Annotated in this window: 23 protein-coding genes; 14 read left to right on the forward strand and 9 right to left on the reverse strand. The window is 67.0% G+C overall.

Going from position 1 to position 21,652, the window contains the following annotated elements; genetic code table 11:
- The first annotated feature begins 77 nt into the window (after positions 1-77).
- Together ACERIM_RS12610 and ACERIM_RS12615 are read left to right on the forward strand one after the other, a co-directional pair.
- Positions 78-488: a TRAM domain-containing protein gene (locus tag ACERIM_RS12610; RefSeq protein ID WP_006650007.1), complete on the forward strand. Its 411-nt coding sequence runs from the start codon at positions 78-80 to the stop codon at positions 486-488.
- 276 nt (positions 489-764) lie between these two features.
- Complete coding sequence (locus ACERIM_RS12615; protein WP_373632897.1) at positions 765-1,667, forward strand: ATP-binding cassette domain-containing protein; 903 nt, start codon at positions 765-767, stop codon at positions 1,665-1,667.
- A 24-nt stretch (positions 1,668-1,691) separates the two neighbouring features.
- On the opposite strand, the gene ACERIM_RS12620 is transcribed toward ACERIM_RS12615, so the two are convergent.
- The 4 genes from ACERIM_RS12620 to ACERIM_RS12635 all read right to left on the reverse strand — a co-directional run bounded on the left by ACERIM_RS12620 (position 1,692) and on the right by ACERIM_RS12635 (position 4,606).
- Positions 1,692-2,633 (reverse strand): ABC transporter permease subunit, encoded by a 942-nt coding sequence (locus tag ACERIM_RS12620; RefSeq protein WP_373632899.1) that lies wholly within the window; start codon positions 2,631-2,633, stop codon positions 1,692-1,694.
- 59 nt (positions 2,634-2,692) lie between these two features.
- Positions 2,693-3,367: a YkgJ family cysteine cluster protein gene (locus tag ACERIM_RS12625; RefSeq protein ID WP_373632901.1), complete on the reverse strand. Its 675-nt coding sequence runs from the start codon at positions 3,365-3,367 to the stop codon at positions 2,693-2,695.
- 30 nt (positions 3,368-3,397) lie between these two features.
- Positions 3,398-4,222, reverse strand: coding sequence for an MBL fold metallo-hydrolase (locus tag ACERIM_RS12630; protein WP_373632903.1), 825 nt, complete (start codon positions 4,220-4,222; stop codon positions 3,398-3,400).
- 102 nt (positions 4,223-4,324) lie between these two features.
- A complete protein-coding gene (locus ACERIM_RS12635; protein WP_006182618.1) occupies positions 4,325-4,606 on the reverse strand; it encodes a helix-turn-helix domain-containing protein in 282 nt (93 codons plus the stop codon).
- Positions 4,607-4,816: 210 nt separating this feature from the next.
- Here ACERIM_RS12635 and ACERIM_RS12640 point away from each other — a divergent pair, with 210 nt between their 5' ends.
- The gene (locus ACERIM_RS12640; protein WP_006650011.1) at positions 4,817-5,524 is read left to right on the forward strand and encodes a class I SAM-dependent methyltransferase; all 708 of its coding nucleotides are present in this window, start codon (positions 4,817-4,819) and stop codon (positions 5,522-5,524) included.
- A gap of 53 nt (positions 5,525-5,577) precedes the next feature.
- Positions 5,578-6,477 carry a glycosyltransferase family 2 protein gene (locus tag ACERIM_RS12645; protein WP_373632905.1) on the forward strand — a complete coding sequence of 300 codons (900 nt, stop codon included), beginning with the start codon at positions 5,578-5,580 and terminating at the stop codon, positions 6,475-6,477.
- A 30-nt stretch (positions 6,478-6,507) separates the two neighbouring features.
- Here the strand turns inward: ACERIM_RS12645 and ACERIM_RS12650 are convergent, their stop codons facing one another.
- Both ACERIM_RS12650 and cysK read right to left on the reverse strand, forming a co-directional pair.
- On the reverse strand, positions 6,508-7,296 hold the full coding sequence (locus ACERIM_RS12650; protein ID WP_006650013.1) for an enoyl-CoA hydratase/isomerase family protein: 789 nt from the start codon (positions 7,294-7,296) through the stop codon (positions 6,508-6,510).
- A 130-nt stretch (positions 7,297-7,426) separates the two neighbouring features.
- Positions 7,427-8,371, reverse strand: a complete 945-nt coding sequence (gene cysK / locus ACERIM_RS12655; protein WP_373632907.1) for a cysteine synthase A — start codon at positions 8,369-8,371, stop codon at positions 7,427-7,429.
- A 136-nt stretch (positions 8,372-8,507) separates the two neighbouring features.
- Between cysK and ACERIM_RS12660 the strand changes: the two genes are divergently transcribed.
- From ACERIM_RS12660 to ACERIM_RS12670, 3 genes are all read left to right on the forward strand, one after another.
- Complete coding sequence (locus ACERIM_RS12660; RefSeq protein WP_373632908.1) at positions 8,508-9,269, forward strand: SIMPL domain-containing protein; 762 nt, start codon at positions 8,508-8,510, stop codon at positions 9,267-9,269.
- Positions 9,270-9,358: 89 nt separating this feature from the next.
- Positions 9,359-10,534 carry an ABC transporter substrate-binding protein gene (locus ACERIM_RS12665; RefSeq protein WP_373632909.1) on the forward strand — a complete coding sequence of 392 codons (1,176 nt, stop codon included), beginning with the start codon at positions 9,359-9,361 and terminating at the stop codon, positions 10,532-10,534.
- A 1-nt stretch (position 10,535) separates the two neighbouring features.
- Positions 10,536-11,486, forward strand: coding sequence for an FAD-binding protein (locus tag ACERIM_RS12670; RefSeq protein ID WP_373632911.1), 951 nt, complete (start codon positions 10,536-10,538; stop codon positions 11,484-11,486).
- A gap of 127 nt (positions 11,487-11,613) precedes the next feature.
- Here ACERIM_RS12670 and carA read toward each other — a convergent pair whose 3' ends face one another.
- Positions 11,614-12,693, reverse strand: coding sequence for a glutamine-hydrolyzing carbamoyl-phosphate synthase small subunit (gene carA / locus ACERIM_RS12675; RefSeq protein ID WP_373632913.1), 1,080 nt, complete (start codon positions 12,691-12,693; stop codon positions 11,614-11,616).
- Positions 12,694-12,795: 102 nt separating this feature from the next.
- Between carA and ACERIM_RS12680 the strand changes: the two genes are divergently transcribed.
- The gene (locus ACERIM_RS12680) at positions 12,796-13,209 is read left to right on the forward strand and encodes an Lrp/AsnC family transcriptional regulator (protein WP_006650019.1); all 414 of its coding nucleotides are present in this window, start codon (positions 12,796-12,798) and stop codon (positions 13,207-13,209) included.
- Between the two features lie 113 nt (positions 13,210-13,322).
- Positions 13,323-15,191: a PAS domain S-box protein gene (locus ACERIM_RS12685; protein WP_373632915.1), complete on the forward strand. Its 1,869-nt coding sequence runs from the start codon at positions 13,323-13,325 to the stop codon at positions 15,189-15,191.
- A 124-nt stretch (positions 15,192-15,315) separates the two neighbouring features.
- Here ACERIM_RS12685 and ACERIM_RS12690 read toward each other — a convergent pair whose 3' ends face one another.
- Both ACERIM_RS12690 and ACERIM_RS12695 read right to left on the reverse strand, forming a co-directional pair.
- On the reverse strand, positions 15,316-15,480 hold the full coding sequence (locus ACERIM_RS12690; protein WP_373632916.1) for a hypothetical protein: 165 nt from the start codon (positions 15,478-15,480) through the stop codon (positions 15,316-15,318).
- Between the two features lie 498 nt (positions 15,481-15,978).
- A complete protein-coding gene (locus tag ACERIM_RS12695) occupies positions 15,979-16,704 on the reverse strand; it encodes a PHP domain-containing protein (protein WP_049905792.1) in 726 nt (241 codons plus the stop codon).
- A 54-nt stretch (positions 16,705-16,758) separates the two neighbouring features.
- On the opposite strand from ACERIM_RS12695, the gene ACERIM_RS12700 reads away from it, so the two are divergent.
- The 5 genes from ACERIM_RS12700 (at position 16,759) to ACERIM_RS12720 (ending at position 21,582) form a co-directional block, all read left to right on the forward strand.
- Entirely contained in the window at positions 16,759-17,730 is a 972-nt protein-coding gene (locus ACERIM_RS12700; protein ID WP_373632918.1) for a diacylglycerol kinase family protein, read from the forward strand.
- A 70-nt stretch (positions 17,731-17,800) separates the two neighbouring features.
- Complete coding sequence (locus ACERIM_RS12705) at positions 17,801-18,361, forward strand: NUDIX domain-containing protein (RefSeq protein WP_006182604.1); 561 nt, start codon at positions 17,801-17,803, stop codon at positions 18,359-18,361.
- 86 nt (positions 18,362-18,447) lie between these two features.
- Positions 18,448-19,809 (forward strand): glycosyltransferase family 4 protein, encoded by a 1,362-nt coding sequence (locus tag ACERIM_RS12710; protein WP_373632919.1) that lies wholly within the window; start codon positions 18,448-18,450, stop codon positions 19,807-19,809.
- 1 nt (position 19,810) lies between these two features.
- Positions 19,811-20,533 carry a class I SAM-dependent methyltransferase gene (locus ACERIM_RS12715; protein ID WP_049905793.1) on the forward strand — a complete coding sequence of 241 codons (723 nt, stop codon included), beginning with the start codon at positions 19,811-19,813 and terminating at the stop codon, positions 20,531-20,533.
- Positions 20,530-21,582: a prenyltransferase gene (locus ACERIM_RS12720; RefSeq protein WP_373632922.1), complete on the forward strand. Its 1,053-nt coding sequence runs from the start codon at positions 20,530-20,532 to the stop codon at positions 21,580-21,582. The genes ACERIM_RS12715 and ACERIM_RS12720 overlap by 4 nt, the downstream gene beginning before the upstream one ends.
- The last annotated feature ends 70 nt before the right edge of the window (positions 21,583-21,652 follow it).

A 21,652-nucleotide genomic window follows, 5' to 3' on the forward strand; every position in this document is an offset into this window, starting at 1 on the left:
TTTCCCCGTCAATCGACGGCTCGGTGTCGGTAGTTCTATTATGGATGGGTCTCTGCAATGAAATAGAGGGTCTACCTGTGGAGATATCTGAAAAGCTGCTGTGTCTGTTCAGTACGGACGTTTCGGAGGAAGAGGATCGCTACGTCATCGAAGTACCCCGTCAGGAGGTCGAAACCGGCGACATCGACCCCGGCGAGGTCTACCGCGTCGCGCTCATTTCGCGGGACGAGGCGGCCACCGAGGACGACTCGGGGACGGCGAGCCAGCCCCAGAGCGCACCGTCGGAGCCGCAGCCACCGGTCGACGTCGGGGAAACCCGCTACGTCGAGATCGAGGACATCGGCAAGCAGGGCGACGGCATCGCCCGCGTCGAACGCGGCTACGTCATTATCGTGCCGGGTGCCGACGTCGGCGAACGGGTCAAGATCGAAGTCACCGAGGTCAAGTCGAACTTCGCGGTCGGCGAGATCATCGAGGACACCTTCTAGGACCCACCTTTTTTGCGCTCGGGTCGGCTTCGCCGACCACTCGCGCAAAAAATCTGGACCAAAAAAGACCGAGCGCTCGCGTTTCCGAGGGCTTCGCTTCGCTCAGCCCTCGCCCCGCTCGCGCTCGGTGAAACGGCGCGCGGAGCGCGCCGTACGCTCGAGCCGTGTCGACGCCGGTTTCGCTCCCGTTTGTCCTGTTGGCACCGTCCTTTCAACTGAGACGATTCTGGATTGCTACCGGTAGTACTAACGTCTTTCTGGTTGGCATACTGAAATATGTGTGTGATCGAAACCGAGGGACTGACGAAGCGGTACGGCGATACCGTTGCCCTCGAGTCGCTCGATCTCCGCGTCGAATCGGGCGAGGTGTTCGGTTTCCTCGGGCCGAACGGGGCCGGCAAGTCGACGACGATCGATATCCTGCTGGATCTGATCCGTCCGACGTCGGGGTCGGCGTCGGTCTTCGGACTCGATCCCCGTACGGACGGCCCGGCGATCCGACGGCGGTGTGGCGTCGTCCCCGACGGCTGTTCGATGATGCCCGACTGGACCGGCCGCGACCACGTCGCGTTCGAGATCGAATCCCGCGGCGTCGACGACGATTCCGACGTCCTCCTCGAGCGGGTCGGACTCGCCGACGACGCCGACCGCGTCGCGACCGACTACTCGCGGGGGATGACCCAGCGACTCCTCCTCGCGATGGCGCTCGCGGGCGATCCGGACCTCCTGATTCTTGACGAGCCGTCGACGGGACTCGATCCCAACGGCGTCGCACTGATGCAGGAAATCATCCGCGAACGCGCCGACGCCGGAACGACGGTCTTCTTCTCGAGTCACCTCCTCGCACAGGTCGAGGCGGTCTGTGATCGCGTCGGCATCCTCCGGGACGGCAACCTCGTCGCCGTCGACGACCTCGAGACGCTCCGGTCGGACCTCGGGACGAGTACGACGATACGGGTGGCCGTCGAACGCGTCCCCGACGATCTGTCGCCGCTGTCGGCGCTCGAGTCGGTGGCGTCGGTTCGGACGGACGAGGGGACGATCGTCCTCGAGTGTTCCGAGAACGCGACGGTCGACGTGTTGACGACGCTGGAAGACCTCGGCGCCGGACCGCAGGACTTCGACCTCGAGACGGCGTCGCTACAGGACGTCTTCTCGGAATACACTGCCGCAGCGTAGAGCGGGAGCGTCGAAAGCGGAATTTCAGACGATGTCGACGGCCTCGAATCGCCGGGACGCGACGACCGGCGGGACGACGAGCCAGAACACGAGTACAGGAATTGCCAGCCACTCGGACAGATACCACGGAACCGAACTGCCCAGTTCCATCGAAACAATGGTCGAGTCTGAGACGAATTCGGTATTGAGTTCTTGACTGATCCACGTCCCGTAACTGTGCGAGTTCGGGAGTCCGGCGATCCAGTTCGTCGCGACGAGGTACGCTCGGAACGGGACGAGACGAGTAACTAGGAGCGATACCGGCTGCGGAAGATCGCCGACGATCGGCGTCAGAATCGACGTAAACGTCATGCGCCAGAGCATCCCCGTGGCGACGAAGATCGGGAGGAGGGCGGCAATCGCTCGGCGACCGGTCGCGACGACCATCGAGACCGTCATCGCGATCGAGAGCCAGACGAGAACGTAGAGGACCGACACGGCCACGAACGCGAGCGTCTCGAGGATCGGCGGGGGACCGAGAGCGACCGTACAGACAGCGAAGCCGGCACCCAGTGCGAGAACGAGCAGCGCCGAGAGCGCACCCGCGTGCCCGAGGAATTTTTGTCGCAGGTACTCGCTCCGCGAGTACGGTAACTTCAAGAGAAGCGGGAGTCGGCCGGTGTTTCGATCGCCGGTGACCGATGCGTATCCGGCGAAAATACCGACGAAACCGCCGATAATCGAGCAAAACCATTGGAAAGCGATGAGTGGATACCGCGATCCGAGGTATTGCTTTGCGTCGGCATTACCGAACGCCAACTCCAGTGATGACGCGACACCCAGACCGAATAGCAGTAGTGGGAAGAGCCAGTATCGCGGCTTCGTGACGTACGTCCGGAACTGCCGTTTCGCGAGCGGAAACCGGTCCACGATCGTTTCGTGCGTCGACCGCTCGGTGTTCGCAACGTTCCGTCGTCGGGGACCCATACGTGATAGCGGTAGCCGCCGCTACATAATGATTTCATTCTTTCATTCTAGGTCAGGAATTACTTCTCGAGCGGCGTCCCGTCCGCCCGCTTCGCGCCCTCGGAGTCGTGAACGACGACCTCGCCGGGGTCGGGATCGGCGGGCGCGTACTCGTCGCGGACGGCAATGGCCTCCTCGAGTTCCCGCACGGCCCGTTCCTTCAGCGCTCGAGCCAGATCTTCGGCGTCGTCACGCGAAATGTCGCGACCCAGTCCCTCGCACTCGTGGGCGCGGACCATGCCGGCCTCGTCGACGGCTTCACCCATCGGTTGACTGGTGCCCGCGAGCGCGACGCTGAAGGGGTAGGTGCGACAGATCAGCGGCCGGTCGTCGTGAGCGGTACACGCACCCGTGCCCGAGTCGTCTTCCTCGTAGAACGTACAGTCGCCACAGCCGTCGGTCTGGAGTGCCCACTCGAAGGTCTCGCCCTCGAGGCCGCCGTCGTCGGTCTCCGAGAGGCCGTACGGCATCGGTCGGGCGATATCGCGCCAGTCGTACTCCTCGTCGTACTCGTCGCTTTCCTCGAGATTCCGAACTTCGTCGGGAAAGACGGTCGCCGTGTGGTCGTCCGCGTCGTCGGCTTTGCAGCAGGCTCCACAGCGGGTACACTCGAAGCCGATCGATTCGATCGCGTCCGCGAGGTCGGCGATCGAGAGCTGGCGGGCGTCGTCGAGTTCGGCTTCGAGCGATTGCACGCTCGAGGGGAGGCGGTCGAAGCGGAAAAGTCAGTCGTCCGCGGACGGTGCAGCGCGCTCGCCGTCCCACTCGACCCGCCCCTCGACGGCGAGTTTCTCGAGGTGGGCGCGGACCGTCGCCCGCGCGAGGTCCCGCACTCCCGAGAGGTCCTTGTCGTAGGCCGCTTCGAGGACCGCCTCGAGCGTGTCCGCGCCGCCGGTGACGGCCTCGCGGACGCGTTGCTCGCGGTCGGCACGGTGGGTAAGCAGTCGCTCGAGGGTCTCGCGGGGCGCGTCGATCTCGGGGCCGTGGCCAGGATACAGCGCCGGCGGATCGGCCGCCCAGAGGCGACGGAGAGTCGTCACGTACGCGCGCATGTCCCCCTCGGGCGCGCCGACGACGACGCTACCCTCGCGGACGGCACAATCACCACAGCAGATCGGGCCGCCGTGGCCGGCCTCGAGGGCGACGTGGTCCGGCGCGTGGCCGGGCGCGTCGAGAACGCGAACGCACTCCTCGCCGAGCGGAATTTCGGTCCCCGGCGTGACGGTGCGGTCGGGCTCGATCCCGGTCGCGTCGCGAAAGCGGTCGACGCGGCCGTAGCGGGCCCAGACCGTCGCGTCGGTTTCGGCCGCGTAGGCCGCGACGGCACCGACGTGATCGGGGTGGGTGTGGGTGACGAGAACGTGATCGACGGATCGGTCGCGGACCGCCCGGTCGAGGGCGTCGGTTCGAGCCGCGGGGTCGACGAGGATCGCCGATTCGGAGCTGGATTCGCCGTCCGAGGTCGGTTTCGCTCCCTCGAGGAGGTACGCGTTGGTGTCGCCGGACGGCGCGCGCGTCGCGACGGGGACGGACCACCGAGTAACGTGCATGTCAGGACAGTACGACCGGGTGAAAAAAGACGTATCGGCGGCGACCGGCACTCGATTCCCTCTCCGCTCCCCCGAGCAGTGGAGACGTGGGCGGCGAGTCGGTCAGTGATTCAGGTAGTAGACCTGTTTGCGCGCGTCACGGAAGCTGTATCGGGAGCCGACCAGTCCGACGTCCTCGAGGCGATTGAGGGCGTAGCGGACGGTGCGGTCGGGCAGCAGCGACTCCTCGGCGAGTTGGCCCTGCGAGAGCGGCGAGTCGGTCTCGAGAACTTTCGCAACGAGTTTCGCGCTCGGGGGCAGATCGCGGAGTCGGTCGCGGTATTCGTCCTCCGACAGCGTTTCTTCGGCAGCAGCGCCACGGTCCTCGGCTGTACTCATGCTCATACCCACTTGAGTGCAATCGCCAGTGGTAAAGCTTCCCTATATGTGGATACGAACAATGCAGTTTGTATAAGGCATATGAATGAGGTATTAACACAATATATTGTGCCCGGCTCCAATCGACCGCAGGCGGATGGGTAACTGCCGTTGACACCGATTCGTCAGTCGACTCCAGTATCGTTTTATCCCATCGCGACAGTAGATTCGCTCAGTGTGAAAGGACAGGAGTGGTACCAAGCCGACGACATCGCCGAGGAATACGACGACAAGCGCTTCTCCCGGGGCGGCCAGCTGATCGACCGCCGGGAGAAGGAGGCCGTCCTCGAGGCCATCATGCCGGTCGAGGACCGCAAGGTCCTCGAGATCGCCTGTGGTACCGGGCGGTTTACGGTCATGCTGGCCCACCAGGGGGCCGACGTCGTCGGACTCGACATCTCGGCGGCGATGTTACAGCAGGGACGACGGAAGGCGAAACAGGACGAGCTTTCGGGAACGCTGGAGTTCCTCCGGGGAGATGCGGGGCGGCTGCCGTTCCCGGACGATCACTTCGATACCGTCATCGCGATGCGGTTTTTCCACCTCGCTGACGACCCCGAGGCCTTCCTCGAGGAGATGCGACGGGTGGCCCGCGATCAGATCGTCTTCGATACGTTCAATCGGTTCTCGAGCCGGAGCGTCTACAACTGGGCGCTGCCGATGGGGTCCCGACTCTACTCGAAGAGCGAAGTGGCGGTCCTGCTCGCGAAGACCGATCTCACGCTCGTCGACGTGGAAGACGACTTCCTCCTCCCCTACGGGTTGTATCGATCGATTCCGAACGCGCTCGCCTCGCCACTTCGGGCGATCGACGAGGCGGTTGGGAAGCTCCCGGTCACCGATCACTTCGCGTCGGTATCGTACTGGAACGCGCGCGTTCGGTGACGGCATCGGGGTCAATCCAATCTATTTACTATCAGGAGCCCGTACCGGGACGTATGGAGCTCTCGGTAGTCGTCTCGACGCTGAACGACCGGGAGCGGTTGCCGTCGTGTCTCGATGCCCTCGGGGGGCGAACGCCGTCGTCGACGGAAATCATCGTCGTCAACGGCCCGTCATCGGACGGGACCACCGGCGTCGTCCGTGATCGCGACGACGTCGACGTCCTCGTCGAGATCTCCGAGCGAAACCCCGGCGTCTCCCGGAACGCCGGCCTCGAACTCGCGACGGGAGACGCGATCGCCTTCCTCGACGGCGAGTACACGATCGATCACAGCTGGTATCCGGCCATCGAGGGGGCGATGGCCGACGAGACCGACGTCGTCACCGGCCCCATCACCGGCGGTTCCGATCGTGAGCGCGATCGCTCGCCCCGGCGGATCGGCGGCCGGACGGTGACGGAGTTTCACGGCGACAACGTCGCCTTCGAGCGGTCCGTCCTCAAGGCATTGGACGGGTTCGACGAGTACCTCGTCCAGGAAAGCGAGTGCGACTGTGCCCACCGCGTTGCCGGCCTCGAGTACGAGGTCTCGTGGGACGCGGCGATGGCCGCCCGCCGTGAGGTCGGGACCGACGGCGGCCGGGCCGACCCCGACTGGGGGGCGACCTACCGCTCGCTGTCCTACCGACTCGCGAAGAACTACGGTCCCCGACCGAGCGTGTTCGCCCGGACCGTCGGGAGCGCGCTCCGGGACGGTGCCGGCGGCGTCCGTCGACTGGCCGCCGGCGAGGCGACGCCGACCGGCTGGGTCTCGGACGGCGTCGATGTCACCGAAAACATCGCACGCGGGCTCTGGGACGGCGTCCGCGCCCGCTATGCCGACCGCTCGAGCCGACGGAACCCCAACGGGCTCTCGGAGCGCCACGACCGGGCGGTTCGGGTCTACGACCGGCGCTGACGTGGTATCGCGGGCCCGCCCCACCACCTGTTATTCGCCGCGGAACTCGGGTTCCCGGCCCTCGAGTCGCGCCTCGAACCCTTCGCGGTAGTCGTGGGTGTCGTCTATTTCGTAGGCCAGTTGGCGCTCGTAGGCCAGCCCCTGCTCGAGGGGGGTCTCGAGGGCGGCGTTGAGGGCTTTCTTCGCGTTTCGAAGCCCGAGCGGCGCGTTCTCACAGAGGTCGTCGGCGAAGGCCTTCGCCCGCTCGTCGACGTCGTCGGTATCGACGACCTCGTGGGCCAGGCCGATGTCGGCGGCCTCCTCGGGGTCGACGAACTCGCCGGTCAGGACGATCTCTTTGGCCTTCGAGAGTCCGACCAGCCGGGGGAGCCGCTGCGTGCCCCCTGCATGGGGGAAGGTCCCCAGTTGGACCTCGAGCAGGCCGTACTTCGCGTTCCGGCCGATGATCCGGAAGTCACAGGGCAGCGTGAGTTCGAACGCGCCCGCGGGTGCGGCGCGTTTGATGCCGGCCACGACCGGCTGCCGGGTCTCCTCGATCGTCTCGAGGACCTCGGGGAACTTGTTGCGGTCGATCTCGGCGTCGGGCTCGACCCGGTCGCGCATCATCTCGAGGTCCATCCCGGCACAGAAGACCGGCCCCTCGCCGAGCAGGGTGGCGGCACGGATGTCTTCGTCGGCGTCGACCCGCTCGAAGGCCGTGATGAGGTCGTCCATGAGCGGGACGGTCATCGCGTTTCGCTTGTCGGGTCGCGAGAGGTAGACGTCGGCCCGGTCGTCGTGCCAGTCGATCGCCGCGAGGCCACTGCCAACGGATTCCATGAGCGATGCATTGCACGGGGCCCGGTTAAGTGTGGCTGGGGCCGCACGTCCTGCCGATACCGCTGCTCGAGTGCGACTCGATTCCCGGATCAGTCGCGCCCGAGGCGGGTTCCGCGACTCGAGTCCGCGGTCAGTCCTCGATGTCGTAGAGGTCCGTCGAGAGGTAGCGTTCGCCGGTGTCGGGGAGGACGACGACGATCAGTTCGTCGGGGTTGTCGGCGGCGTAGTCGGCGGCGGCCGCGATCGCTGCACCGGCGGAGATGCCCACGAGCAACCCCTCCTCGTGGCCGAGTGTCCGGGCCGCGGCTCTGGCGTCGTCGGCCTCGACGGCCCTGACCTCGTCGACGAGTTCGGTCCGGAGGATCTCCGGGACGAAGCCGGGGCCGATCCCCTGGATGTCGTGGCCGTCGGAACTGAGTTCCGAGAGGGTCGGCGACTCGGCGGGTTCGACCGCGACCGACGTGAACTCGGTCTTCCCCCGCTCTTCCTTGATATACTCCGAGACGCCCGTGATCGTGCCGCCGGTCCCGACACCGGCGACGACCGCGTCGACTGCGCCGTCCGTGGCCTCCCAGATCTCGGGGCCGGTCGTCTCCCGGTGGGCCGCCGGGTTGGCCTCGTTTTCGAACTGGCCCGCGAGGACGGCGTTCTCCCGATCGGCGACGATTTCCGCGGCCCGCTCGTTGGCGCCGCCCATCCCGTCCTCGGCGGGGGTCAGCTCGAGGTCGGCCCCTAGCGCCCGCAGGAGCTGGCGGCGCTCGGTCGACATCGATTCGGGCATCGTCAGCACACAGTCGTAGCCTCGAGCGGCCGAGACGGCCGCCAGCCCGATCCCCGTGTTGCCGCTGGTCGATTCGACGACGGTGCCGCCGGGCTCGAGAGCGCCCTCGCGCTCGGCGGCGTCGATGATCGCCCGTGCGATCCGGTCTTTGACGGAGTAGGGGTTGGCCGCCTCGACTTTCCCGACACAGTTGTCGGCGACGGCATCGAGTCGCAACAGCGGCGTCTCGCCGATCAGTTCGTCGACGGTCGCTGCGGCATCGATCTCGGCTGCAGCGGGAAGCGATGAGTCCATCACCCGAATCACTGGCGAGGACGCCAGTCCGCGTTATCCCGAACAGGTTCGTACGGGTTCGTGACTCGCAGCCCTGGCTCAAAGTCACGTTTGAGCTTGGGGCGGGCTTTTTTCCGTTTCCGAACGAGCGTTCAGTATGGATCGACGACGATTCCTCGCGGCCTCGAGCGTCGGACTCGTGGCCGCAGTGGCAGGGTGTACCGGAAGCGCGACCGAGGGCGACGACGACCCCGAACCGGGATCGACTACGGGCTCGGATGCGAACGGTACCGACGCCGACGGCGAGATCACGGTGAGTGCCGACGGCGAGGTCGAGGCCGAACCGGATCAGGCGACGGTCGATGTCGGGGTCACTGCGACCGGCGAAAGCGCCGACGCGGTCACCGACGAACTCGCCAGCGGTGCCGAACGGCTCCGCGAGACCTTCGACGACCTCGGCATCCCCGACGAGAACGTCGAGGAGGGGCGGTACCGCGTCCATCCCGCTCGCGGGCGCGAGACCGACGGGTTCGAGGGGTCTCACTCGTTCGACGTGACCCTCGCGGACGTCGATCGGGTCGGCGAGGTCATCGACGCCGCGATCGAGGCCGGTGCCGACGACATCGGCCGGGTCCGGTTTACGCTACAGGAAGAGACCCGATCGACGCTACGCGAGGACGCGATCGACGCCGCGCTGGAAAACGCCGACGCGGAGGCGGCACACATCGCCGACAACCGCGAGGTCGAGATCACGGGAACGGCGGCCGTTACGACCGGTGACGTGCAGGTGCATGCGGTCCGTACCGAAGCCAGCGACGACGCGGCCGGAGGTGCCGGCGGGGCCCCGCCGACCGAGATCGATGCCGATCCGGTCAGCGTGACCGCGAGCGTGACGGTCACCTACGACTTCGAGGCGTGACCGTTTCGGCGGGCCCGTCCGGCGGACCGCAACGTTTCGGCCAGCCTAAAACCGAACGCTTTTTGAATAATTAGGCTCGCCTAAAACGTATGGATCCGACCCCACACGCGGACCGGAGCCGTCGCGCGTTCGTCGCGACGGGCATCGCGGCCGGCAGTGCGGCAGTAGCCGGCTGTATCGGCGGAATCGATTCCGAATCGGCGACCGATGGCGACTCCTATACCGTCTCGATGGCCCCGATGGGCGAGGTCGAGTTCGATTCCGTGCCGCAGGACGCCTTCGTTACCTTCCCGCAGTACGCGGACATGGCCGTCGCGCTCGGCCACGGCGACGCGGTCACCACCCTCTTCGCACCCTATATGTCCGGCGCGACGATGAACACCTACTACGACCGACTCGAGGGCGTGTCCTTCGAGTGGGAAGGGCTCGAGAACCCCCTCGCGGAGGGACTCAGCGAAGAGCAACTCTACGCCCTCGACAGCGACGTTCACTTCCTCGACCCTTCCTACCCGGTCAAGACCGACGACGACTGGGATGCCTCGACCGTCGCGGACGTCGCCGATCAGATCGGCCCGTGGGTCGGCAACTTCCACAGCGGGGTCCACAGCGAGCCCGCGTCGGCCTACGCCGACAGCTACGAGTACTACACCCTCTGGGAGATGTTCGAGCGGGTCGCGGCGGTCTTCCGCGAGGAAGAACGCTACGAGGCGCTCGCCGAGGTCCACGCGGATCTGCGCTCGCAGATCGAGTCGAACCTCCCGCCCGAGAGCGAGCGGCCGACGGTCGCCCGCGTCACGCTGGGCGATGGCCAGTTCTTCGCCTACCACCTCAATGCGGACGGCTACTGGCAGGCGGACACGCGCCCGCTCGGGGCCCGCGACGTCTTCGCCGACCGGGACTGGGAGCGCGACTGGGGCACCGTCGGCTACGAGGCGATGCTCGACGCCGATCCCGACGTGATCCTCCACCTCTGGGGGATCACGCCTCGATACGCCATCGGCAACGTTCGCAAGCGACTGGAAAACGACTCCGCCGGCAGCCAGCTCACCGCGGTTCAGGACGACCGGGTCGTCCCCGGCGGGATGCGTTATCAGGGGCCGATCATGAACCTCTTCCAGCTCGAGATGACGGCCAAGCAGCTCTACCCCGAGCGGTTCGGCGAGTGGCCCGGCTACGAGTCGGGCGAGTCCTACCCCGATATTCCGGCCGACGAGCAGCTGTTCGACCGCCAGCGCGTGGCCGAAATCGTCACCGAGGGCGCGTAGGATGGGCACCGACGGCGACGACGCGACTGGCGGCACTGACCGTGAGTTCGACGCCGACGTAGCCGTCGTCGGCGGCGGGCCAGCCGGCTGCGCCGCCGGCGTCTTCACCGCGCGAGCGGGCCTCGAGACGACGGTCTTCGACCGCGGCCCCTCGTCGCTACGGCGGTGTGTCTCCCTCGAGAACTACCTCGGGTTCCCCGGCGGAATCGACGTCGGGACCTTCCTCGATCTCGCGCGAGATCACGCCGAGACGGCGGGCTGTCGGTTCCACGAGGACCTCGTCGAGTCGGTCGCGTTGCCAGCCGACGGCGGGTTTCGGCTCGAGACGCAAGACGGCGGCACCTATCGAACGCGGTACGTGATCGCCGCGACCAAGTACGACGGCTCGTACCTCCGCGGGCTCGACGACCCCGACGCGCTGTTCGTCACCGAGGAGCGCGACGGCGAGACGGTCGAGCGCTTCGACGGGACCTATCCCGACGACGACGGGCGGACGCCGGTCGACGGCCTCTACGTCGCCGGCCCGCTGGCCGGCGGTGGCGATCAGGCGATCATCGCGGCCGGCCACGGCGCGACGGTCGCCCGGTCGTTACTCCGGGACCGCCGCGAGGACGCGGGCTACTGGGGCCGGTTCGCCGAGTGCTACGACTGGCGACGCGATGCCGCGGACAGGGCCGAGGAGTGGGCCGATCCCGACCGCTGGGTCGAACTGTTCGAATCGGACGCTCCCGAGGAGTACGACCCGGCCGAGATCCGTCGCCTCGCCGAGGCCTACGCCGAGGAGCGCGACGACAGCTACGTCGACCCCGACACCGCGAGTCGGCGGGTCGACCGCGGACAGCGTCGGCTCGCGGCCGCGCTGGACGACGCGGTGCTGCTCGAGGCCGTCGACGACGAGACGATCCGGGAGTACGTTCGCGACGCGGACGGCGACGATCCGACGGAGGACTGACCGGAGACGGCCCGCGAGCGGCGATTGCGTGTTCCATCGCACGCTCGAGTGACCGGGTTCGCGTCGCTATCGATTTCGAAGGGGGACTGAAAAGCGGCTATCGAACGGAAAACGAGGGTCGCGGCCGTTAGTCGTCGGCCGGAACCGCCTGCGAGTCTGCTCGCCCGGAAGCCATGGCGAGGACGTCGTCGAAGAAGTCGAGGGTGTCGTGCGGGCCGGGGTTGGCCTCGGGGTGGTACTGACGGGTGATCACGTCGTACTCGACGCCGTCGATTCCTTCCGGCGTGTCGTCGTTGACGTTGATCTGGGTGACCTCGAGGTGTTCCCCGGGGTCGGCAACGGTGTAGCCGTGGTTCTGGGTCGTCATCACGACCTGCCCGGACTCCAAGTCGAGGACGGGCTGGTTGACGCCGCGGTGGCCGAAGGTCATCTTCTCGGTCGACCCGCCGAGGGCCTCGGCGACGATCTGCTGGCCGAGACAGATGCCGGCGACGGGCGTGTCCTCGACGAACGCCTCGACGAGACTGATCGCCTGCCCGAAGTTGACCGGGTCGCCGGGGCCGTTCGAGATGAAGAGCAGATCGGGGTCGACGGCCTCGACCGCGGACACGTCGGCGTCGTAGGGCAGCACGTGAACCGTCGCGTCGCGCTCGAGCAGCGAACTGATGATCGACCCCTTCGCACCGCAGTCGACCAGCGCGACCGTCTCGCCGTCGTTGTCTTCGCCGTAGACTTCGGGCTCGTCGACGCTGACCTGCGCGCCGATCTCGGTGTGGTCGCTCATCGCCTTGCAGGCCTCGAGTTGCTCCAAGGCGTCTTCCTCGGTGACGTCCTCGCCGACGGCGATACCGCATTTCATCGCGCCGCCGTCGCGGATGTCGGTGACGACGTCGCGGGTGTCGAGGTGGTCGACCGCCGGGATGCCCTCGCGCTCGAACCAGTCGACGATCTCGTCGGTGAACTCCTTGGCGATCGCGGCGCGGGGGTGGATGCGGTCGTCCTCGAAGCGCTCCTCGCGGACGCCGTAGTTGCCGATCAGCGGATACGAGAACGTGAGGATCTGCTCCTCGTAGGAGGGATCGGTGAGACTCTCCTCGTAGCCGGTATACGCTGTCGTGAATACGATTTCGCCGCGGGCCGTCCCGTCGGCACGACCACGTCCCTCGAGTACGTGGCCGCCTTCCAGTGCGACGTAGGCTTCCGTCATTACGATCTACGTATCGGATGGACCGGCATAAGTGTTGTCTTCGAAGCTCAGTTACGATTTTCGTAATCGGTAAGTGCGGGTTCGCCGTAGGTACGCATCTCCATGGACGACCTGGACCGACAGATCCTCGATATTCTCCGGCGAGACAGCCGCACGCCCTACACGGAGATCGCCGACGAAGTAGGGACCAGCGAGGGGACCGTCCGGAACCGCGTCGAGCGGATGCTAGACGACGACGTGATCGAGCGCTTTACGATCTCGACCCGGACGGGCAACGTCCAGGCGATGATCGAACTCAGCGTCGCGGTCGATGTCGATACCAAGGCCGTCTCCGAACGGATCGCCGAGTGGGACGAGGTCGACTTCGTCTGGATGGTCTCTGGCGAACAGGACGTCGTCCTCGTGGTCGACGCCGCGGACACGCGCGGGGTCAACGATCTGATCACCAAGGCCCGCGATCAGGAGGAGGTCGTGAGTACGAAAACGCGGCTGATTCTGGACGAGGAACTCGGCTGAATCCGCCGCTTGCTTCGCTCCGGTCGGGAGCGGGCGACTCGAGTCGCGCCGGTGTTCCCGTTCGGTAGGCGAACTCCCTCTCTTTTTTGCCCGATGGGCCACATTCCGTTCTAATGACCGCCGAGAAACGCTCCGGAAATCGAAACGAGTCGGTCGCGGCCGATCGGACGACGGATTCGAATCGGGGCCGATCGGTGGCCCCCGACGAGGCCGAAACACTGTTTCACGCCGTCGAGGAGGCCGTTTTTCTAATCGATGTCGAACGGACGGAGCGGGATCCCGAGTTCAGGTTCCGACGCGTCAACCCGGCCTACGAAGCGGCGACCGGCCTGACCGACGCGTCGGTCACGGGGAAATCCCTGCAGGACATGTTCGAGTTATCCCCCGACGGCGACACCCTCTGTCGATACCGGGAGTGTGTCGAGGGCGAGGAGCCGGTCGACGTCAGCGCGACGCGTTCGTTGCCGGTCGGGCAACGAACCGTCGAGACGACGCTGCACCCGGTCGACTCGAGCGGTCCGGTCCGCCGGATCGTCGGTATCGTTCGTGACATCTCCGAACGGGCGACGACGGAGCGTGAACTCGAGCGGAACCGGGACCTCCTGACGAAAGCGGAGGACCTCGCGGCCGTCGGCGGGTGGGAACTCGATCTCCGAACGAACGATCTCCGGTGGACCGACGGGACGCGAGCGATCTTCGAGGTCGACGACGACTACGAGCCCACGCTTTCTGACGCGATCGAGTTCTATCGGCCCGACGATCGGCCCCAGATTCGGGCGTTCGTCGAGGCATGTCGACGCGACGAGGAGTCGTACGACGGCGTCCTCGAGATCGTCACGGCCGAGGGGAACGAACGATGGGTCCGGACGGTCGGGGAACCGGTCACGGAGGACGGAACCGTCGTCGCGTTACGCGGCGCGATTCAGAACGTCACGGCGCGGAAGGAACGCGAGCGGGAGTTGCAGCTCTTCCGAAAAGCGGTCGAACAGGCCGGTCACGGGATCATCATCACGGACCGCAGCGGGACCATCGAGTACGTCAACCCGGCCTACGAACGGGACACCGGATACAGCCGCACGGAGGCCGTCGGCCTGAACCCGCGTATCGTCAAGTCGGGAAAGCACGACGAGGCGTTCTACGAGGACCTCTGGGACACGATCGGCTCGGGCGAGATCTGGGAAAGCGAACTCATCAACCGGCGCAAGTCCGGCGAACTGTACCACGTCGACCAGACGATCGCACCGATCACCGACGACGCGGGCGAGATCACGCATTTCGTGGCCATCGAGACCGATATCACGGCACAGCGGTTGCGGCGACAGCGTCTGGGCGTCCTCAACAGAATCCTGCGACACAACATCCGAAATGCGATGAACGTCATCAAAGGGAACGTGACCCGGCTCCGGACGGCGCCCGCCGAAGAGGACCGTCACACCGCCGTGACGGCGATCGAAGAGCAGGCGGCCGACCTCCTCAAGATCAGCGAGAACGCGGCCGCCGTTCGAGACTTGTTCCAGCGGGAGCGAGACGCCGACGCGACCTGCGACGTCGGCACGATGGTCTCAAAGCTGGCGGCCGACTTCGACGAGCAGTACCCGGACGCCGCGATCACGGTCACGGCCCCCGATTCCGTTCCGGTACAGGCCGACGACCGCCTGGAGATGGCGATCCGGGAAGCGATCCACAACGCCGTCAGTCACAACGACCGCCCCGTCCCGGACGTGACGGTCGGCGTCACCCCGCCCGAGGCGACCGACAGCGGTGACTGGGTCGACATCGTGATCGCCGACAACGGCCCCGGCATCCCGGCGGAAGAACGACCGATGATCGAACTGGGTCACGAGACGCCGCTCGTCCACGGCACCGGACTCGAGCTGTGGCTCATCTACTGGGTGACGAAGAACGTCGGGGGCGAACTGCGGATCAGCGAGAACGAGCCGCGTGGCACGATCGTCACGCTCCGGGTTCCGCCGGCGACGTAGCCCGCCCGCGGTGGGGGCGACTGTGCCGCCGCGGTTCGGAGACACGACCCGTCCGCGAGGCGTTTCGTGCCCGGCCTCGAGCGGGCCACCGGCGGTCCTCGAGCGCCGGTCAGACGGCCCCCTGTCAGTCCTCCCGATCGGGCGTCAACAGGGCCGGCGGCAGCGAGCAGCCACAGGGTTCGACGGTGCCGGTTGACGGCCCCGTGGCGACGACGAACGCGACCGGCTCGCCGCAGGTCGGACAGTCGGGAAACGGCGTGTCGTCGCCGTCCTCGGGATCGCTCCTCATCGGCCCGCCTCCGCGGGTTCTCGAGCGAGTGGAGACGGACTCGAACGTGGTCGTGACTGGCGATGCGGCTGTCGTGCGGGACGTTTATATCCCGGTAGAACGAACTGAATCATGGCTTGCTAACCCTCTCGGGTTGGAAGCCGAGTCTCGGGTGGTCCTAGCACCCGGGACGTTTCGAGACGTCCCCTGTCGGAGATCGGCTTCCGTGCTAATTGTTGGTCAGTGGTCACTTATATCTACTGCTGGCGTGGTGGAATCTGTCGGCGTTCGCTCGAGGCGGTCGGGCGGAAATAGCGCTCGAGAACCGATGTCTCCGAGGGGAAGTGTGCTGCTATCGTGGCAACACGGAGTAGCCACGCCCTCCCCAACCGATTCGCTCGCTCCAGAGTCGCTCGCTCATCCCTCGCACGGTTTCGAACTGTGCCTCACTTCCGCTCGGCACAGTTCAGCGCGCGCCACCGCATGGCGGTTCATCGATCCGCTGTGAGAGAGCAGTCGCTACTGTTCGACTGTCCCCTCGTCCTCGCCGGGCGGTGTGCCCACGCCGGGCGTCGGGCGGTCGATTGCGTCGATCACCCCTTTCCGGTCGTGGATCGCACGGTAGGCCCGCCGCAGTAGGCTGTCGAATCCCGATCGCGAGACCGTTGCGCTCACCCGGCCGTCGCGGATGGCCGCGACGACCGACTCCGGCGTGAGCCGGTCGGCCTCCACGACGGTGTACGCCCGGCCCACCTCGACGGGGTAGTGGGCGTCGCTGCCGCCGACCAGCGGCAGGTCGCGTTCGCCGGCCAGTTCCTCGACCAGCGGTTGCGAGCGGGGGTGTTTGCCGTTGACCTCGATCGCGTCGAAGGGGACGTCCTCGAGTTCCCGCACCGTGCTGTTCCGGAACGGGTGGGCGACGATGGCGGCACAATCGCGGTCGTGGGCCAGCGCGACGGCCTCTTCGGGCGAGAGCGCGCCGGGTTTCGTCGCACGGGGCGGATCGGGGCCGACGACGAGGACGTGGCCCCGATCCGTGGTGATCTCGATGCCCGGTAGCGTCGCCACGTCGGGCGCGGGATCGAACGGCGTGTAGTAGTCGTGGTTGGTGGTCGCGACCCCGTCGAGGCCGCGGCGTTCGGCCACCTCGGTGAGGAGTCTAACGCCCAGCGGATCGAACCGGTCGCCGAGCCCGCGGCGGCCGTGGAAGAATCGCGTGTGCGCGTGGAGGTCGACGGTGTACACGGCTACGCAGACGCCGGCCAGACCCTTTTGCGCTCGGCCGGCGTCTCCCATGGTATGCAATCGGAGGGGCCGGACGACGCTCGAGCGGCCGCGGATCGCGTCCTCGTCTGCAACCCGGTCAGCGGCAACGGGGACCACGTCGACACCGTTACCGGGCTCGCCGAGCAACACGGCTTCGAGATCCGACGGACCGAGGAGGCGGGCGACGCAACCCGACTCGCTCGCGAGGCCACGCCCGACGCCGACCTCGTCGCCGCGGCCGGCGGCGACGGCACGCTTAACGCGGTCGTCAACGGCGTCGCAGCCGCCGACGCCCTCGAGTCGACGACGGTCGCCGTCGTCCCCGCGGGGACGGGCAACAACTTCGCGACGAACGTCGGGATTCGGGGGATCGAGCATGCCTTTTCGGTGATCGAAGAGGGCCGCCGCCGGGAGATCGACGTCGGCTGGGCCAACGACCGAACCTTCGTCAACTCCTGTGTCGGGGGGATCACCGCCGAGGCCAGCAGCGAGACGACCCCCGAGAGCAAGGCCGAACTGGGGGTGCTGGCCTACGTCAAGAATACGATCGAGACGGTCGGGGAGTTCGACTCGCTCCCGCTGCGCGTCGAGACGGCCGCGGGCCCGAACGGCGAACGGGCCCGCGCCTGGGAGGGCGAGGCGATGTTCGTCCTCATCGGGAACTGCCGGCGTTTTACCGGCGCACGGACCGCACAGGCCGATGTCGAGGACGGCCTGCTCGAGGTGACGATCGTCGAGGACGCCGCGACGACGGACCTGCTGAGCGGCGCGGCCCTCGAGGGGTTGTTCGGCGGCGATAGCACGCACATCGTCCGCCGACGAACGCCGACGCTGTCGATCGAGAGCCGTGCGGACGCCGTCGAGTACAGCCTGGACGGCGAGACCCTCGAGACCGAACGGCTGCGACTCGAGACCGAGCGCGGCGCGCTCACGATTCCCGTCGGGGAGGCGTACCGGCCCGATCCCGACGGGGGCGAGCTATGGTCGCTCGAACCCGCCGGATAGGGAGCATATCGATTCGAAACGGCCGTCACGAGACGATACTGGTTTCAGGAGTCACGGTAATTGTGCGGGTATGAGTACGCCGGAGGAAGACCTCCAACACGAGAACGCCGGACAGGACGTGATCGCCGTCGACGCCGACGATACCGAACTCGAACTGGTCAACCGGCTCGACGCCCACACCGGCGACGGGATTCGTCACCGGGCATTTACCTCGCTCGTCTTCGACGGGGAGGGCAACATTTTGCTCGCACAGCGCGCGCCGGACAAGCGCCTGTGGGGCACCTACTGGGACGGCACCGTCGCCTCCCACCCCGTCGAGGGCCAGAGCCAGGAGGAAGCGACCCGCCAGCGTCTCGAGGAGGAACTGGGAATCTCCCCGGACCAGTACGACGACCTGCAGCTGACCGACCGGTTCGAGTACAAGCGCTACTTCGAGAACGCGGGCGTCGAACACGAGGTCTGTGCCGTCCTGCAGCTGACGCTGTCCGACCGGAGCCTCGATCCCAACGAGGAGGAGGTCGCCGGCCTGATGTGGGTCCCGTACGAGCGACTCCACTCGAACCCGGAGTGGTACCGCCAACTGCGACTCTGCCCGTGGTTCGAGATCGCGATGCGACGGGACGTGCGATAACGAAACGCACGACGAAACACCCTCGAGAAACAGTACACGAGCGGGAGGTTTATAGGGGAGTGCCCACACATGGCGGATAGACTGCGATGGTGATGGGTACGCTCAGACGGCTTCTCCGGGGGAGTATCAGTACGTCGGTCGCGTCGACGGGGGAGTCGACCGCCACGGCGGCGACGGCGGAGCCGTCGGCCGAGGCGAAGCGGCCCGCCGAACAGCTCGATATCTGTCTGTTGAGCTACCGCTCGAACCCCTACTCCGGGGGACAGGGCGTCTACGTCAAGTACCTGAGCCGAGCGCTGACGGAGCTGGGCCACTCCGTCGACGTCATTTCGGGCAAACCGTATCCCGACCTCGACGACGACGTCGGACTGGTGAAACTCCCCGGCGAGAACGTGGTCGACGAACTCGACCGGCTGGGGCAGTTCGAACCCTCCTATCTGCGGGAGCCGCTGGCGCTCTACGAGTGGCTGAGCGCGCTCACCGGCGGCTTTCCCGATCCCTACGCCTTCGGCCGCCGGGTCGTCGACTACTTCGAGACACACGATCCCGACTACGACGTGATCCACGACAACCAGTCGCTGTGTCACGGCCTCCGGACGCTTCGCGAGCGCGGGCATCCCGTCGTGGCGACGGTACATCACCCGATCACCGTCGACCGCGACGCCGCGCTTGCGGCCGCCGACGACTGGACAGAACGGCTCCTGATCCGACGGTGGTACCGGTTCCTGCGGATGCAACGCGAAGTCGTTCGGGAGCTGCCCCACGTCCTGACCGTCTCGGAGTCGGCCAAACACCGCACCGTCACCGACTTCGGAGCCGACCCCGACTCGATCCGGGTCGTCCACAACGGGATCGACACCGACCTGTTTCGCCCCGTCGACGGCGATCACGACCGCCCGCGCGTGATGACGACCGTCAGCGCCGACGTCCCGCTGAAGGGGGCCCGACACCTGCTTGAGGGGTTCGCGACCGTTCGGGAATCGATCGACGCCGAACTCGTCGTCGTCGGCGAGTTCGACGAAGGCGGGGACTGCGACCGGCTGGTGTCGGAACTGGGGATCGCGGACGCGGTCGAGACCCACAGCGAGATCAGCTACGAACGGATGGTCGAACTCTACGGCACCGCCGACGTCGCCGTGGTCCCCTCGATCTACGAGGGCTTTGGCCTGCCCGCCGGCGAGGCGCTGGCCTGTGGCGTCCCGGTGGTCGCCACGACCGGCGGCGGTCTCCCCGAAGTGGTCGGCGACGCGGGGGTCCTCGTCGAACCGGGCGATTCCGACGCTATCGCCGACGCCGTTCGCGAGCTGTTGGTCGATGACGAGCGCCGACGGAAACTCGGCCAGCGTGGCCGGGATCGCATCGTTGAGGAATTCGACTGGGAACGGGCCGCCCGCGAGACGGTCCGGGAGTATCGGGCCGCCATCGAAACCCGGTCGCGGGGTGTCTGAGATGGAGACGATCGACTTCGATCGGCTGACGCTGACCCCCGGTATGCGGGTCCTCGACGTCGGCTGTGGCGAGGGTCGTCACGTCAATGCTGCCGCCCTCGAGAACGTCGGCGAGGTCGTCGGACTCGACCTCGAGCGGGCGAACCTCGAGGCGGCCCGCGACGATCACGACGAGTACATCGCGCCCGAGTCGGACGTGCCGGTCACGTTCCTCTCGGGGGACGCGCTCAGACTGCCCTTCGAGGACGGCGCGTTCGACGTCGTTCTCTGTACCGAGGTCCTCGAACACATTCCCGACTACGAGGCTGCCATAGACGAACTCCGGCGGGTCTGTGCGCCGGGCGGGACGCTGGCGGTCAGCGTCCCGCGGGCCGGCCCCGAGCGGGTCTGCTGGGCCCTTTCCGACGAGTATCACGAGGTCGAGGGCGGCCACGTTCGGATCTTCGACCGCGAGGAACTGCGGGCGGCGATCGAACGCCGCGGCTTCGAGCGGGTCGACGGCCACTTCGCCCACGCCCTGCATGCCCCCTACTGGTGGCTGAAGTGTCTCTGGTGGGACCGCGACCAACAGGGTGACGCGCCGCTGCCCCTGCGGGCCTACGACCGGTTCCTCGAGTGGGACGTCCTCGAGTCGCCCCGGCCCGTGCGGCTGCTCGAGCGCGGGCTCGACCCCGCGCTGGGCAAGAGCGTCGTCTACTACTTCGAACTGGAGGGGTCGGCGTGAGCAACGCCACGCTCGAGTCGCTTTCCGACTGGGGGCTCGAGCCCGCACTCGAACACATCGAGCGCGCCCAGCGCTCGGACGGGCTCATCCTCTGGTATCCCGAGGGGCCGGCCGATCCGTGGGACCACGTCGAGAGCGCGATGGCGCTGTCGATCGCCGGCCGCGAGGATGCAGCCCGTCGCGCGTACCGTTGGATCGCCGACGCCCAGCACGACGACGGGGCGCTGTGGGCGACTTACGGCGAGGCCGAGGACAACGACGGGGCCCACGCCGGCGACGAGCCGCGCAAGGAAACCCACCGCAGCGCCTACGTCGCCGTCGGCGCCTGGCACCACTATCTCTGTACCGAAGACCGGGCATTTCTCCAGGAACTCTGGCCGACCGTCCGGGACGCCCTCGAGTTCGCTCGCCGCCAGCAGGCACCGACCGGCGAGATCTACTGGACCGTCGGCCCCGACGGCGAGCCCTACGAGGACGCACTGATTTCGGGCTGTGCCTCCCTCTACAAGAGTCTGGCCTGTGGCGCGGCGATCGCGGACGTGCTGGGCCACGACGAGGCCTGCGAGCGCTGGCTCGCGGCCCGTACCGACCTCGGCGAGGCGATCCGAACCCGCCCCGACCGGTTCGACCGCACGTGGGAGAGCAAGTCCCGCTATGCGATGGACTGGTTCTACCCCGTCCTCTGTGGGGTGCTGACCGGGGACCCGGCACGGAACCGACTCGAGGCCGGGATGGATCGGTACCTCGAGGCGGGACTGGGCTGTCGTTGCGTCGCGGACGAGCCGTGGGTGACCGTCGCCGAGTCCTGCGAACTCGTCGTCTCGCTGGCCGCGGTGGGCCGGACGGAGCGCGCTCGCGAGATCTACGACTGGCTCTTCCAGTGGACCGACGATGAGGGGGTCTTCTGGACGGGCTACCAGTTCGAGGACGAGGAGTTCTGGCCGGGCGAGCGGCCGACGTGGACCGGCGGAGCGGCGGTGTTGGCTGCGGATGCGTTGTCGGGACTCTCCCCCGCCGCGGACCTATTCACCGACCCGCGACCGGAGTGAGCGCGGTTCGGACGGCGCAGGCGAACAGTAGTCGTCCAGTCTACGGAAATCACGTCTCCCCGCGATCGGC

It is taken from the genome of Natrinema sp. H-ect1 (assembly GCF_041821105.1).
GTDB lineage: Archaea > Halobacteriota > Halobacteria > Halobacteriales > Natrialbaceae > Natrinema > Natrinema thermotolerans.